Raw genomic sequence first — 14,415 nt, forward strand, 5'->3', positions numbered from 1 at the left:
GGGTAATGTCGATGTTCTTTAATAATGATCTTTTCCACTGTGTTTACTTTAATGTAAACCCATTTCCGGACAAGACATGCTCTTTGCCCCAGAGGGGCATAACACGACGTCTTACCGTTAAGCGACAAGTAATTTTGCGAGTTAACTTAAATCTGCGAGAGACCCTGATGGGACAAAAATTACTACTCGCCGGGAAGCGAATGGCGGCGGGGGGGGGGTTAACAGGGTTAACAGAAATCGGGGCTATTTGCACATATTATACTGACAATCAGTTATATAAACTAAAAATAGTGTTAACCCCCAAAAGCTGCCATCCGGCCGGAGCCCAATGGCGGCAAAATGATTTTTATTGTCCTATTAAAACAAAAATCCGAAAGCTGAATTTCAACTTTCGGACTTACGGACATCGGACTTTCCGACTAAAATAAAAACTTAATTCTTCGAATATCCACCATCATCCTGCACATTGGCAGCAACTTCACCGGCCGATACTTTTAACATGGCCCCTACCGGCGCGCGGTTAGTTTTAAGATGGTTCCAAACTTTTAGATCAGATACCTCACAACCGAACATATCAGCTATAGAAGCAAGTGTTTCTCCTCTTTTCACTTTATGATGGGTGGGCATTCTGCGCTCAGACTTAGCCGGAGAATATTGGACAGCAGCGTATGTAGCGGGCCTTGCTGCAACGGGCGATACAGGGGCATCACCACCATTCAATACATTATACAATGCAGCATAATTATCTTTCGCTGTTTGTGGAATAATAAGCCTGCGTGGTGTTTTAGGGCTGCCGTTAACCACCGCCATCCTGTACGATGGATTAAGAATGGTGATCTCCCTCAAACTCACATCAAGCGCCTGGGCAACATTGCTTAGCGGTACTACCCTTTTTACCATCACTGTATCGGTACGGGTAGAAAAATTACAGGCCTGCGCAACGATGTTATACTTATTAAAATAATGCATCACGTAATTCATTGCGATGAAAGCGGGTACGTAACCGCGGGTTTCAACAGGCAGATATTGGCGGATGCTCCAGAAATCAGTTACACCACCGGCTTTTTCAACCGCACGCTCCACATTGCTTTTACCGCAATTGTATGAAGCAATGGCCAGCAGCCAGTCGCCAAATTCCTGGTAGGCATCTTTTAAATAGGCGGCAGCAGCATAGCTCGACTGGATAGGATCACGGCGCTCATCAATATAGTTATCCATATTTAAACCGTAGGTTTTAGCAGTGGTACCCATAAACTGCCACAAACCAGTTGCCCCTACTCTCGAAACCGCATTAGGATCAAGCTTTGATTCAACTATCGACAGGAATTTTATTTCTTCAGGGATGCCCGCTTCGCGGAAAGCTTTTTCGTAAATAGGAAAGTAATATTTGGTTAAACCTGCAACCTGGCCCATTTCATCACGATTGTGCATATACAGGTCAATGTAAGCCTGCACATACTCATTATAATCAAGCTGGATATCTTTACGGATAGAATCTAACCTGCGTTTGTATAAACCGCCGTACGTACTTAACGGCAACGACTGATTAAGTACCGGCAGAATAGTAGTGTCGGCATTAACAGCATCGGGGTTAAATTTGGTTACCCGGTTTATTTGCTTGAATGATTTTGCCGAAGTTATTGTTGTTTCGGCTTGTAAAAGTTGGAGTGATAAGAGGCAAATGGTCAGCGTAAATAATCTCTTCATTTATTAAGGGATTTGATTAATTTATAATGCCCAAAGCATCAGCATATTTACTAAAATATCATTTTTATTACAGATCGAGAAAATATTTGGCAAAATCTAACAGTTGCTGCTCGCCAAAGTGCTTTGTTAATAACTGTAAACCTAACGGCAAACCGTTGCTGTTATTGCCCGTAGGTATTGATATAGCCGGAACACCGGTTAGTGAGGCTTGTACGGTAAAAATATCAGAAAGATACATTACTACCGGATCTTTCTCTTCTTTACCTATTTCAAAAGCCGGTTCGGGCGCCGATGGCACCAGTATAAAATCATACTCTTCCAGTATTTCATTAGTTTTTTCCTGGATCAGCCTTCGTACCTTTTGCGCTTTAGCGTAGTAAGCGTCATAGTAGCCTGCGCTTAAAACAAAGGTACCGGTCATGATACGGCGCTTTACTTCCTTACCAAACCCTTCAGAGCGGGAACGTTTATAGGTTGATTGCAGATCGGTAGCCAGCGGGCTGCGATAGCCATAATGCACACCATCATACCTTGCCAGGTTTGATGAAGCTTCGGCCATAGCCAGGATATAATAAGTTGGCACCAGATATTCCAGCAGCTCAAAAGCTATTGGGGTAACTGTATGCCCATCGGCACGCAGTTTATCAATATATTGTACAAGATTATCTTTTACTTCGTTATCAACGCCGGGACTTGATATCGCTTCCTGAAGATAGGCTATCTTCTTTTTCCCCGGCTTTTGAAGGTTAGTGTATGATGCAGGCGGCGGAGTTTGTGACAGTGTGCTGTCGAAATCATCCGGACCGGCGAGTACTTCAAGCAATAATGCCGCATCTTCAACCGACTTGGTAATGGGCCCTACCTGGTCAAACGATGAAGCATAAGCAATAATGCCATGCCTTGAAATTGTTCCGTAAGTTGGCTTTAAACCTACAACACCGCAAAAAGAGGCCGGTTGCCTTACCGAACCGCCGGTATCAGTACCCAGCGCGGCATGGCACATTCCGGCCTGCACAGCTACAGCCGAACCACCTGACGAACCACCGGCTACCTTAGTTTCATCAGCATGATTTTTCACCGGGCCAAAATATGACGACTCATTCGTGGCGCCCATAGCAAACTCATCGCAATTGCAACGCCCAATGATCACCGCGTCTTCCGCCAGCAGGCGTTCAACTACGGTTGACGAAAAAATGGAAGTGAAACCGGTTAAAATTTTTGATGAGGCACTAACCCGGTGCCCTTTATAGCAAATATTATCTTTAATTCCGATAACCATACCGGCTAATTTACCGGCAGTACCATTTTTTATTTTGTTATCAACATTTTGTGCGGCAATCAATGCTTCATTAGCAAACACTTCATTAAAAGCGTTTAAATGAGCATTTTTTTCAATCTCGATCAAATAGCCTTTTACAAGACCTTCAACAGTAATTTCTGCACGTTGCAACCCACTCTTTATTTCGGTTAAAGAGGAATAAATATTAGCCATGGGGCTAAAATAAAAAACTTATCCGTTGAAATAAGAAATAAATCAACAGATAAGTTCATATACTAAATAAAAATGGCACTAAAACCTAATCCCCGTTAGGGTATTAAGCTTTTTTTTCTTCAGATGATGAAGAAGATGAGCCTTCGCCGTTTTGCGCGTCTTTAAATTCCTTAACGCCTTTTCCTAAGCCTCTCATTAGTTCAGGGATTTTTTTACCGCCGAATAATAAAAGTATCGCAATGATGATCAGAATAATTTCTGGTGCGCCTAATCCACCCATGATTTTAAGTTTTTATGTATGATTAAATTATATTAAGATTTGTATTCTTCGTGTTTTTCGGTTTCTGAATGATTTTCAGTAGTACCTTTATCTAAATTGATATGGCTATGATGTTCCGGCTCCGTAGGAGTATTTACATGATAACCACTCATTGGCATTGTATTTGGAACTGTATTTTCAATAACCGGCGTTTCATGCTCCGTTGTTGCTTCAGGAGCTTCTGAGGCTTTTTCATCTAAAAGAGGGGTTTCTTCCTTTTTAGGCTCCGGTTTTCTATCATCGTAATTATTGATCTGGTTGTTGATCTCACGTTTAACGTCTTCCGAGGCATCTTTAAAGTCGCGGATGCCTTTACCTAAGGTTTTGGCAAGTCCGGGTAACTTTTCGCCTCCAAATAGCATCAATGCTGCAAAAAGTATCAGTACCATCTCGCCCGTACCAATATTTAAAAATAACAAAACTGAACTTAACATAGCATTCTGTTTAAGGATACAAATATATACAATTAAAATTTCTTATAGTTCATAACTAATTAGTTAGGCGCCAGCCATATCTTAGGGTTAACCGGTGTTGTTCCCTTATAAATTTCAAAATGCGCCTCGGTTTCACCGGTTGACGGATCGGTAGCTACCGTGCCGATGGCTTGTTTGGTAGTTACTTTTTGACCACGCGCAACAGTTACCGACCGTAAATTACTGTATGCAGTAAAGTACTCTCCATGCAATATAATTACCAGGTATGTACCGCTCACATCTCCAACCTTCACAACCGTGCCATCAAATACAGCCCTTACAGTGCTGCCCTGGTTAGTACGGATATCAACACCGGTACTTTCGCTCCTTATGCCTTCAGGCGTAGTATAAGTACCAAAGCCCTGGGTAATTATTCCGTTAGATACCGGCCATGGCAAACCGCCACGGTTACCCAAAAAGTCGTTCGACAGCTTGGCGGCTTCAGGTGTAGCATTCAACACACTTGAATTACTGCGCGTTGCAACCGGTTTAGCGGGAGCCGGCGCAGCAGGTGCAGGCTTATTTTCGGCTTTTGCACGTGCAGCAGCCAGCCTTGCGGCTTCTTCAGCCCTGCGTCGTTCCTCTTCTTCCGCCCTTCGCCTGGCTTCCTCAATTTCCCTACGGATAGCTTCGTTAATGGCACGGGTGGTTTTAACAATCTTGGCCTGAAGGTCTTTTTGTTGTTTCTTCAAAATCCCCTCATGCTGTGACAGATCGCTTACTACTTTAACCTGGTTATTACGCTCATTACCCAGTGTTTCCTTTTCTTTTTGCTGATCCTTCAAAAGGTCATTCTTTTCGTCTTTTGTCCGGTCGAGCTCATTAATTTTAATATGCAGCTCTTTTTGCGTGCCCTGAATATAGCTTGCCTGCCGCTCGCGGTAGGTGCCAAACTGTTGTAAATATTTTAAACGCTTGTAGGCCTGGTTAAAGTCTTTTGATGCAAAAAGGAACATCATTTTATTGTAGGCACTCTGGTTGCGGTATGCAAACAGGATCATGGCCGCGTATTCCTTTTTTAGCTGGTCTAACTGTGACTGTAAACTACGTACGTTATTATTGCTCTCCGAGATTTGGTTATCCAAAAGCCTCACTTCCGAATTGATGTTTTCTATTTTTTCCTGCCTCAGGTTTATCTGCGCCTTAAGTATGCTTAATTGTTTTAATGAAGCTTTCTTGTTGTTTAAAGTTTCCTGGTAATCCTGGTTTAACTGTTCAAGCTCTTTGTTTAGCTGAGCTTTACGACGTTTCAGTTCGTCACTGCTTTGTGCGTGTACATTAACTGCTGCCAGTACCAATAGTAAAAAGAAAACTGCTTTTATAAACTTCATCAAGTAAACATATTAATTATTTGCCAGGCTCGTACCCATCAGGAATGCTGAACGGATAGTTTTGCTCTATTTCAAAATCGGCCTTAGTATAATGCAAATTAACTTGTATTTTTTTATCTTTTACTACTGATGCTATATCTATTTGTGATGGCAGTACCCGGTTTGTTGCCTGGATAAAGGTATTATTGGTAACCTGTAATGATTGTGCCTGGCTTTGGTTATCTAAATTAGTTTGTGTAACCTTATTATCCGGACCAAGTATTAGCTTGTAAACCAGATCATTCAGAACCCCGCTCAGGGTTGTATTACCATCGGCATGATCAAAGGTCGACTGTTCATTCAACAGTTCGGGCACCGCGTTGCCAATCAACAATGATTCAAGCGTTTTATAATTCACCTGTTTGCTGGCATAAGTATATATATAGCTGAACGGTTTTTTAATATAAACGCTTTGCAGGCGATTGATGATCATGATGCTATCGGGTGTTATTACTGCGCGCGCGGCTTCAATACCTAATACCGCGGTGATTGAAACCCAGATCCTCTTATCTTTAGCTATCCTGATATTGAGCGTAACATCATTACTGTTGTTATTAATGCTAAGCTTGGTTTTTGCCTTGCCTGCAAATGTTGTAAAGTTTACCTGGCTTGACCGTATGGCTGCCAGCTTACTTACGACATCATTGGTTTTTACCGTCGAATCGGCCTTACGGGCAACTAAAACCTGTTTACGCGCCTTACAGCTCACCATTACCAGCAGGCAGCAAGCTATAAGTAAACTATTCGCTATATTTTTTTTCATTTATCTTACGATCTAAAACCGGTGATTGTTCACCAAAGCCTTTCGCCTTTTTCCAGTTAGTTACAGCGGCGTCGGTGTTCCCAATAAAGAACAATATATCGCCATAATGTTCGTACTTAACGCCACTATTATCTTTATCATGCGCCAGGGCTTTCTCCATCCACTCCTTTGCCTGGGCATATTTTTTTTGTTTAAACAGTATCCAGGCATAAGTATCCTCAAACGATGCTGTATTAGGCTGCAACTCGTTGGAATGCGCCGACATTGCTGCCGCCTTTTCCAATTGCTCATTCCTTAACGATAAATAATAAGCATAATTGTTTAAAGTGAATGCATTATCCGGATTGTAGCTCAGCGCCTTCTCATAGCTCTCATCAGAACTTTTAATATTCTTCAGCTCATGATAGCAATCGCCCAATAATGAAAAACTTAACGAAAGTAGCTCCTTATCCTGAAGTTCTAATGAAGTAGCATTTTTCACATAACCAACCGCTTTATTATTATCCTTTTTTTGCGCCCAGGCAACGCCCACAAGGTAGTTCATCCAGGCCTGGTTGGGGAATAACGACAATGCGTTTTCGCCATCCTTAATAGCAGCATCAAGGTCATTGTCGCCTAATTCCAGCCGCACGAGTTGTTCCTGAACATTGTATACCTGGTTATTAAGCTGGGCCGATTTTTTAAGCACCGGCTTTGCCTCTTTGTATTTGGTATTCTGGATAAGCATATCGCCATAAATGGCATAAGCCCTGGCATCATTAGGATGGGCAACAGTTAAAATACGGCTCAGCTCAAGTGCACTCGCTTTGGCGTTGGCATCCGGGAACTTTGGAAAGTAACCCGATATAATATTGATTTTTTGATCGATGCCGATATCAGGAATGGCAAATCCCTGGGTAAGTTCATTGAAGCTGGCTTCGTTATTTTTTTTATCGCGATAGATATCGGCCAGTGCAAAATGCACCATGCCATTACGCGGATCAAGCTTTTCAGCCTGTTGCAAAGTCTTAAGGGCCTTATCTGCAAATCCGTTTGAGTTGTATATTTCGCCAAGGGCAAGGTAATAACGAATTTCGCCCGGATTAGCAGCTATCTGCTTTTCCAGTTCGGACGCAGCCTGATCAATTTTGCCCTGCTTTAGATAGATCTTTTGACGGTTGGCTAAAAGATCATCGCTTGGGCCGTTAACCTTTTCAAGCTCATCATATACTTTTAGCGCATCATCATATTTTTTTAAGATGGTGAAAGCATTGGCTTTATCAAAGTAATATTCCGACTTATCAGGGTTAAGCCTGATCAACTGGTTAAAAACATTCTCAAGCTTATCAATGGTATTTGTTTTTTCGTAGCTATCGGCCAACGCGCCCCAATACCATTCATTATCTTTATTTATAGCTACAGCCTGCTCCAAAAGGGGCTCGGAACCTGCAAAGTCATTTTGTTGACGTTTAAGGTTCGCCAGCTCATACATGGAGGCGTCATTTGCAGGGTCGGCCTGTAAAATGCGCTCAAACATTTCGGTAGCAAGCTTGTAGTTTTCAATCGTTTTTTCGCGCAGGGCCGAAAAGAAAAGCTGTTTCACTAAGGCACTGTCCTGGTAGGACATCACTTTACCTGCCGATGAAACAGTTTTATTATCGCTATTCTTTTTATGCTGAGCCTGAGAGCTTAGAGGCAAGATTTCAAGAAGCAAGAATAAAGACACAAGAAAAGCCGCTGAAAACAGATGGATTTTCAGTGTACTATCTAATTCAATATTGCTTTTTTCAATCTTCATTCGTCTTGTCTCTTGACTCTTGTAGTCTTCTTTTGCTTTCTTGCTTCCTGACTCTTATAGTCTTGATTCTAAACCTTCCCTGTGTGTCCGTAGCCGCCTTCTCCCCTTTGAGTTTCATTCAGCACCTCTACCTGTTCCCAGTCAACACGTTCGTGCTTGGCAACCACCATCTGGGCTATCCTGTCGCCGGCGTTAATCTCAAAATCGTCTGTCGAAAAATTGATCAGCAATACTTTGATCTCACCGCGATAATCGGCATCAATGGTACCCGGCGAATTAACAATGCCGATACCATGTTTAAAGGCCAGTCCGCTTCTCGGACGAATCTGCGCTTCAAAGCCTTCGGGCAATTCAATGTATAAACCTGTTGGAATCAATTTACGCTCCATTGGGTTAAGCACTATAGTAGTTTCTACGTCTGCACGCAGGTCCATACCGGCCGCATGAGCGGTTTCGTAGGCCGGTAAATTATTTTTTGATTTGTTAATTATGCGGATGATCATCGTTTAAATATAGCTTTTAACTCCTTGCGTTCAAAGTAATAAGCTCCGGCTGCAAATAACAATAAAAGCCCGTTACCAACAAAAATATTACGTTTAAATACCGTAAACGACAAAAAAACAAACAATACCGAGACAATTATATACGCAAGGTTCTTCTTTAAGTTGTAAGGGATTGGGTAATTTTTTTGTCCCCACAGATAAGATAAGATCATCATGGTAGCGTAGGCGGCAAATGAGATCCAGGCCGAAGCCATGTAGCTGTATTTAGGGATCAACAGCCAGTTTAATACAATTGTAAGTACTGCTCCTATGCCCGATATATATAAGCCATACCTGGTTTGATCAGACAATTTGTACCATACCGAGAGATTCATGTAAATACCGAGGCTCAGGTAACCAAACAATAACGGCGGCACAACACCCAGGCCCCGCCAAAAGGGATTGTAAACTATATGATGTTTTACCTCATGTGTTTCCTTCCCTACAATAAAAGTGGCAAGGATATCAACATTGGCAATAAGTGCTACGCATATAACGGCCACCATAATTACAAAGTATGTCATGATGCGGGCATAGGTTTCGCCCGAGTTTTTGTTTTTTGCATGGCTGAAGAAAAACGGCTCGGCACCTAACCTGAAAGCCTGCACAAAAAGGCTCAGGAATAACGCTATTTTGGCGCAGGTGCCATAAATGCCAACATGCGTATCGGCAATATTTTGAGGCAGCATCTGTTTCAACATCACCTTATCTAATGACTCATTGATGATGAACGATATATTGGCTATCAATACAGGCCAGCTGTATGCAAACATTTCCTTTAACATGGTGCTGTCAAACTTCAACTTCATCTGCAGCACCTCGGGCAATAGCAATAGTATGGTAAGCCCGCTTGCTATGGCGTTAGCTAAAAATACATACCCTACCCAATTGGGCCTGTACCAGCCGGCCATCCAGGCAGCGCCCGCTAAATGATGATTTATTATATACGGAACACCAAACAGGAAAAACAAATTGAGCGCCATTACCAAACCGATGTTTGAGCATTTGATAACGGCGTATTTTATCGGGCGCCCCTCGGCACGGATACGCGCAAACGGAATTACACAAAAGGCATCCAGCACCAAAATTACAAGGAAGCATTTTACATAAAATGTATAGTCGGCATGGTCTTTGGCAACACCAGCCTGCATGTAATTTACTATGGGATCTAAAAACAGTAAGCAAAAAACCAGAAAGATTAATGATACCATTATAACTACGCCAAACGCGTTATTATAAACCTGTTGTTTGTTATCTGAACGTTTTTGCAGGTACCTGAAATAGGTGGTTTCCATACCAAAGGCCAAAATAGCATTAATGATTGAGGCACTTCCGTATACAGACGTAAAAACACCATTAGCATTTACCGGTAAGGTGCGGGTATAAATAGGCGTTAAAACAAAGTAGATCATCCGGGAAATGATGGTACTTAAACCATATATGGCAGTTTGCCCGGCAAATTTTTTTATAGTAGACAATGATGATATTTATTTATGAGCGTCTTTTAACAACCTCAAAATTACGATAGTTTTTCAATTCGCCTTCATGGCTTTCAACAGCATTTACCTCGGCATCCTGGGGACCTTCGTTACACCATTCAAGAAACATATCGAGAAAAGTGTCGTCAGCCTCGGCTTCAATATACACATCGCCGTTAGGTTCATTTACTACAAAACCGCGTACACCAAGCTGGTCGGCAACGGCCTTGGTTGATTTACGGTAAAAAACGCCCTGCACTTTGCCTTTAACTGTAATATTGAGATGTTTTATCATTAGATTGACAGGTATTAATTAAGAGCTGAAAGCGGAATACACGAAGCCTAAAGCTAACAACCCTACTGGTACAAAGTTAACTTTTTTCCGGCTAAGCAACCTGCTTTACTTAATAAGCGTAATTACTACAAAATGTATAGCAGTTTAATTGATTGATAAACACCAAAATTCTGTTCTATGAAAAAAATTATTTTTTCGGCACTCATACTTGCTTTCACAGCCTTCTCGGCATTCACAATTTGGGGCAACTGGAAAGTTAAAGGAGATGAAGCGCAGGTAACCTTCGAGGGGCATAGGGTAAGCGGTTCATTCAGCGGTTTAAAGGCCGAGATCAATTTTGACAAGGACCATCCTGAGGCCGCCAAAATATCGGCTACCATTGATGTAACTACGGCAGCTACCGGTTTCTTTATTAAAACCAGTCACGTAAAGTCGGCATTAGGTGCTGATGATTACCCGACCATTAAATTTGAATCAACCTCAGTATCAAAAAATGGCAACGGTTATGTTGCCAACGGCAAGCTAACCATGAAAGGCAAAACCAACCCCGAAAGCATCCATTTTACTTTTGATGACAAAGGCAACGAAGGAGTATTTAAAGGCGATTTTAAAGTACTGCCCCCTAAATATGGCATTGACAGGAGTGGAACACCCCCCGAGGTTACTATTCATTTGACAGTGCCGGTGAGTAAAAGCTGATTAGAATTGAGCAGGAGGGATTGTCAGTCTGAGCCTGTCGAAGACTCGCGCGCAGAGGCCTGCCCACCATGCTTCGACAAGCTCAGCATGACACCCTTTTATTTACCATAGAGAATAAGAAGCAACACATTTATTCAGTAAAAGAGAAAAACCGGCTATTAGTCGGTTTTTCTCTTTTATATCAATTTCTTTACTTTAGTTTCGGGAGTGATCTTAAACCCGTCGAGGCCACTGATCAGGTTCAGGCCTGGGGTTTTACCTACATCAAGCGTGCCCTTTTCATCATTGATGCCCAGGTATTCGGCACCGTTACGGGTACCCCATTCAATAAGGCGCGGTAAATTTATGGATGGAAATTTTTGCTGAATGGCGCGCATCTCGCTCAGGATACATAGCTTATTGTTTGATGCAAGGCTATCTGTACCCAATGTGATATTAAAACCCTGATCAACAAACAGATCTATTTTAGGCAAACGCCCTTCAATATAAAGGTTAGCATTGGGGCAAAAACACCAGTTTATCAACCTGTCAAACCGTTTAATGAAGTAAATATCTTTAAGGTTGGTACAGGTATTGTGTACCAGCAAAACTTTTTGCTTGTTAGACAGTAAAGGAATAATAGATTGTACCGAGTTACGTGCCTGTGGCTTGAAGTAGGATATATCCATGCCAAAATGCTCATATAGCTCTAAAAACGCACCAAGCTTATAGCGGTAAAATTTATTCTCGTCCTCACACTCCTGGTTGTGGATGCTGATAAGGTTATTATCGGCAGTATCACTATGTTTTTTGATGAGTTTGAACAACTCTTTTGATACCGAATAAGGGGCATGGGGGGTTACCGAACATGAACCTGGCTTAAATTCATTGAGCAGGGCCAGCGCCTTTTCAAAAACTTCGGTTGCCTTTTCGGGCAAAAAGCCGAAAGTTTCAACAAAAGTATGATAGTATAATTTGCTTTGCTTTTTCATCGCAACACTGTTATTAGTGTTGGAGATATCACCAACGGCTACAATGCCATTATCGTACATTTCCTGATCGGCCCTGGCAATAGCATCAAGAACTTGTTGCTGATCGGTATTGCGTAATGATTGTACGTCTTTTATAAAATTTACCAGGCCGCCTTTAGGTTTTACTTTATCTTTTAAGTGGGAAAGTTCGGTGTGGCAATGCGTGTTAATAAATCCGGGACAAATAACTCCGCTTACCTGTTGTACTTGCCCGTTTGGAGGCTTATTGCTATCGGTAACGGTGATGATCTTACCCTGATCATCAACAGTTACTATACCATTTTTAATCGGATCGGCATAAACAGGAAAAACGTAATCGGCTCTAAAACTTTTCATTAAAATTTAAACTTGGTATCGTAACACATAACGTTTTTCAAAACAAACTGTCCTGCAAAATAAGTACAATTAACTTTTAGTTATTGTTTTTTATTGAGCCAAAAAGAATGACTTTAAAAAAAGATAGATTTTTTTAAATTTAAGTACTTTTGCATTGTGAACAATACAAAACATAAAATTGACATCCGTAGCCTGAGCCTGAATGCATTACAGGAGCATTTTATCCGTATGGATGAAAAAGGCTTCAGGGCAAAACAGGTGTATGAATGGCTTTGGAAAAAATCTTGCTTTTCTTTCAACGAGATGAGCAATATTTCAAAAGAACTCCGTGCTAAACTGGATGCAAATTTTGTAATTAATAACGTAAAAATTAATTCTTCACAGGTTAGTGCTGATAAAACTATAAAAAATTCTTTTATTTTACATGATAACCATCTAATTGAGGGCGTATTAATACCTACTCCCGGCCGTATGACAGCCTGTGTATCATCGCAGGTGGGTTGCAGCCTTACCTGTAAATTTTGCGCTACCGGTTATATGGAGCGCAAAAGGAACCTCAACCCCGATGAAATTTACGATCAGGTAGTTTTGATTGATCAGCAAGCCCGCGAAAATTACGGTCAGCCTTTATCAAATATTGTTTACATGGGTATGGGCGAGCCATTGCTTAATTATGCCAACATGATGAAATCAATTGAGCGCATCACCTCCGAAGATGGGCTTAATATGGCAGCCAAACGTATTACCGTATCAACCGCCGGCATTGCCAAAATGATCAAAAAACTGGGCGACGACCAGGTGAAATTTAACCTCGCCCTTTCCCTGCATGCGGCAAACGATGAAAAGCGTAATACCATTATGCCCATCAACGAGCAAAACTCGTTAAAGGCATTGGCCGAGGCGTTGAAATATTACTATGCCAAAACCAAAAACCCGGTAACTTACGAGTACATTATTTTTGATGGTGTAAACGATGGTATCCAGGACGCTATGGAACTGGCTAAATTTTGCAAGCACCTGCCCTGCAAGGTAAATATCATTGAATATAACCCCATTGCCTTTGCCAGCTACATCAACGCAGGCGAAGATAAAGTTGAGGCATTTGCAGATTACCTTACTAAACAGGGCATCAACACACACCTTCGCCGCAGCCGTGGTAAGGATATTGATGCAGCTTGTGGCCAACTTGCTATCAAAGAAAAAGATAAACTGGCCGAAGTTTAAAAAATCCGTATTAAATTGAGGGCATGAATATACTGCGTGCCTATCTTGCCGATTTTGCGGCCCTGCTGTTCCCGGAACTTTGCCCGGCCTGCCAGGCAAGTTTAGTAGCCGGTGAACACATCATTTGTAGTGATTGCCGTTTCAATTTGCCTTTTACTAATTTTCACCAGCAGCCTGCCAACATTGTAGCCCAGCAGTTTTGGGGTAAAATCAATATCGAAGCAGCTTATGCACTTTATTATTTCCATAAGGGCGGCAAAATCCAGAACCTGATGCACCACTTTAAATACAAGGGCATGCAGCAAATAGGCAACATGCTTGGCAATATAGCCGGGGTTCAGCTGACTGAAAATGATATTTTCAATACCGCAGATGTAATAATCCCCGTTCCGCTACATAAACGCCGCCTGCGCGAACGCGGCTACAACCAAAGCGCCTGCTTTGCTTACGGCCTTGCCGAAAAACTAAATGCTGTTGTTGATGAGCATAGCCTCGTACGTACAGTGGCTACAAAAACGCAAACCCAACGATCACGCTTTGCCCGGTTCGAAAACATGCAGAATGTTTTTGCCGTTAAAGATCCTGCGACACTTGCAGGCAAACATGTTTTGCTTGTTGATGATATAGTAACCACCGGCTCAACCCTCGAAGCCTGCGGTGCTGAATTATTGAAAGTACCGGGATTGAAGTTGAGTATAGCTGCGATAGCTTACGCGGTGTAAACCCGTTAATATTTTAACCTATGTCATTGTTGTAAGGAGCGAAACAGGAATAAATTTGAGGGTAACGAGCCAAATCGCATGCTATACAGAAGATCTGCTTCCGTGCGATTGTCGCGCTATTACCTATAATGACATGATCGTAAACCGTTGATTATAAGGAATATTTCGATTAATTTTATAATATGGGCGTTGCCTGCGGCCCGGGCTG

At 42.0% G+C, this 14,415-nt stretch carries 14 protein-coding genes; 3 read left to right on the forward strand and 11 right to left on the reverse strand.

Features of this window, described 5'->3' with window-relative positions; all coding sequences use genetic code 11:
* Positions 1–432 precede the first annotated feature (432 nt).
* The 10 genes from AC59JO_RS28620 to AC59JO_RS28665 form a co-directional block, all read right to left on the reverse strand.
* Positions 433–1,707 (reverse strand): lytic transglycosylase domain-containing protein, encoded by a 1,275-nt coding sequence (locus AC59JO_RS28620; RefSeq protein WP_497309763.1) that lies wholly within the window; start codon positions 1,705–1,707, stop codon positions 433–435.
* 67 nt (positions 1,708–1,774) lie between these two features.
* Entirely contained in the window at positions 1,775–3,199 is a 1,425-nt protein-coding gene (gene gatA / locus AC59JO_RS28625) for an Asp-tRNA(Asn)/Glu-tRNA(Gln) amidotransferase subunit GatA (protein WP_413665974.1), read from the reverse strand.
* A 103-nt stretch (positions 3,200–3,302) separates the two neighbouring features.
* Positions 3,303–3,479 (reverse strand): Sec-independent protein translocase subunit TatA/TatB, encoded by a 177-nt coding sequence (locus AC59JO_RS28630; protein WP_091219083.1) that lies wholly within the window; start codon positions 3,477–3,479, stop codon positions 3,303–3,305.
* A 32-nt stretch (positions 3,480–3,511) separates the two neighbouring features.
* Entirely contained in the window at positions 3,512–3,952 is a 441-nt protein-coding gene (locus tag AC59JO_RS28635) for a Sec-independent protein translocase subunit TatA/TatB (RefSeq protein WP_497309765.1), read from the reverse strand.
* 59 nt (positions 3,953–4,011) lie between these two features.
* Complete coding sequence (locus AC59JO_RS28640; protein WP_413665972.1) at positions 4,012–5,322, reverse strand: murein hydrolase activator EnvC family protein; 1,311 nt, start codon at positions 5,320–5,322, stop codon at positions 4,012–4,014.
* Positions 5,323–5,338: 16 nt separating this feature from the next.
* The gene (lolB1, locus tag AC59JO_RS28645) at positions 5,339–6,124 is read right to left on the reverse strand and encodes a lipoprotein insertase outer membrane protein LolB1 (protein WP_497309767.1); all 786 of its coding nucleotides are present in this window, start codon (positions 6,122–6,124) and stop codon (positions 5,339–5,341) included.
* A complete protein-coding gene (locus AC59JO_RS28650; protein ID WP_497309769.1) occupies positions 6,102–7,802 on the reverse strand; it encodes a tetratricopeptide repeat protein in 1,701 nt (566 codons plus the stop codon). The genes lolB1 and AC59JO_RS28650 overlap by 23 nt, the downstream gene beginning before the upstream one ends.
* Positions 7,803–7,969: 167 nt before the next feature.
* Positions 7,970–8,404: a dUTP diphosphatase gene (dut, locus tag AC59JO_RS28655; RefSeq protein ID WP_497309771.1), complete on the reverse strand. Its 435-nt coding sequence runs from the start codon at positions 8,402–8,404 to the stop codon at positions 7,970–7,972.
* Positions 8,401–9,921, reverse strand: coding sequence for an oligosaccharide flippase family protein (locus AC59JO_RS28660; RefSeq protein WP_497309773.1), 1,521 nt, complete (start codon positions 9,919–9,921; stop codon positions 8,401–8,403). Before AC59JO_RS28660 ends, dut begins: the two co-directional genes overlap by 4 nt.
* Positions 9,922–9,934: 13 nt before the next feature.
* Positions 9,935–10,213: an acylphosphatase gene (locus AC59JO_RS28665; protein WP_497309830.1), complete on the reverse strand. Its 279-nt coding sequence runs from the start codon at positions 10,211–10,213 to the stop codon at positions 9,935–9,937.
* A 180-nt stretch (positions 10,214–10,393) separates the two neighbouring features.
* On the opposite strand from AC59JO_RS28665, the gene AC59JO_RS28670 reads away from it, so the two are divergent.
* Entirely contained in the window at positions 10,394–10,915 is a 522-nt protein-coding gene (locus AC59JO_RS28670) for a YceI family protein (protein WP_497309775.1), read from the forward strand.
* Between the two features lie 176 nt (positions 10,916–11,091).
* Here the strand turns inward: AC59JO_RS28670 and AC59JO_RS28675 are convergent, their stop codons facing one another.
* Positions 11,092–12,261, reverse strand: a complete 1,170-nt coding sequence (locus AC59JO_RS28675; protein ID WP_497309777.1) for an amidohydrolase family protein — start codon at positions 12,259–12,261, stop codon at positions 11,092–11,094.
* A 156-nt stretch (positions 12,262–12,417) separates the two neighbouring features.
* Between AC59JO_RS28675 and rlmN the strand changes: the two genes are divergently transcribed.
* Positions 12,418–13,485, forward strand: coding sequence for a dual-specificity RNA methyltransferase RlmN (gene rlmN, locus AC59JO_RS28680; RefSeq protein ID WP_497309779.1), 1,068 nt, complete (start codon positions 12,418–12,420; stop codon positions 13,483–13,485).
* Positions 13,486–13,508: 23 nt separating this feature from the next.
* Entirely contained in the window at positions 13,509–14,207 is a 699-nt protein-coding gene (locus tag AC59JO_RS28685) for a ComF family protein (RefSeq protein WP_497309781.1), read from the forward strand.
* Positions 14,208–14,415: the final 208 nt, after the last annotated feature.

This window comes from Mucilaginibacter sp. A5337 (assembly GCF_059690695.1).

What these genes read in the sequence shown, in the direction of transcription:
- AC59JO_RS28670 (WP_497309775.1), top strand. Translation starts at nt 10,394, where the DNA reads ATGAAAAAAATTATTTTTTCGGCACTCATACTTGCTTTCACAGCCTTC.
- AC59JO_RS28620 (WP_497309763.1), bottom strand. Translation starts at nt 1,707, where the DNA reads ATGAAGAGATTATTTACGCTGACCATTTGCCTCTTATCACTCCAACTT.
- AC59JO_RS28630 (WP_091219083.1), bottom strand. Translation starts at nt 3,479, where the DNA reads ATGGGTGGATTAGGCGCACCAGAAATTATTCTGATCATCATTGCGATA.
- AC59JO_RS28685 (WP_497309781.1), top strand. Translation starts at nt 13,509, where the DNA reads ATGAATATACTGCGTGCCTATCTTGCCGATTTTGCGGCCCTGCTGTTC.
- dut (WP_497309771.1), bottom strand. Translation starts at nt 8,404, where the DNA reads ATGATCATCCGCATAATTAACAAATCAAAAAATAATTTACCGGCCTAC.
- lolB1 (WP_497309767.1), bottom strand. Translation starts at nt 6,124, where the DNA reads ATGAAAAAAAATATAGCGAATAGTTTACTTATAGCTTGCTGCCTGCTG.
- AC59JO_RS28640 (WP_413665972.1), bottom strand. Translation starts at nt 5,322, where the DNA reads ATGAAGTTTATAAAAGCAGTTTTCTTTTTACTATTGGTACTGGCAGCA.
- gatA (WP_413665974.1), bottom strand. Translation starts at nt 3,199, where the DNA reads ATGGCTAATATTTATTCCTCTTTAACCGAAATAAAGAGTGGGTTGCAA.
- AC59JO_RS28635 (WP_497309765.1), bottom strand. Translation starts at nt 3,952, where the DNA reads ATGTTAAGTTCAGTTTTGTTATTTTTAAATATTGGTACGGGCGAGATG.
- AC59JO_RS28675 (WP_497309777.1), bottom strand. Translation starts at nt 12,261, where the DNA reads ATGAAAAGTTTTAGAGCCGATTACGTTTTTCCTGTTTATGCCGATCCG.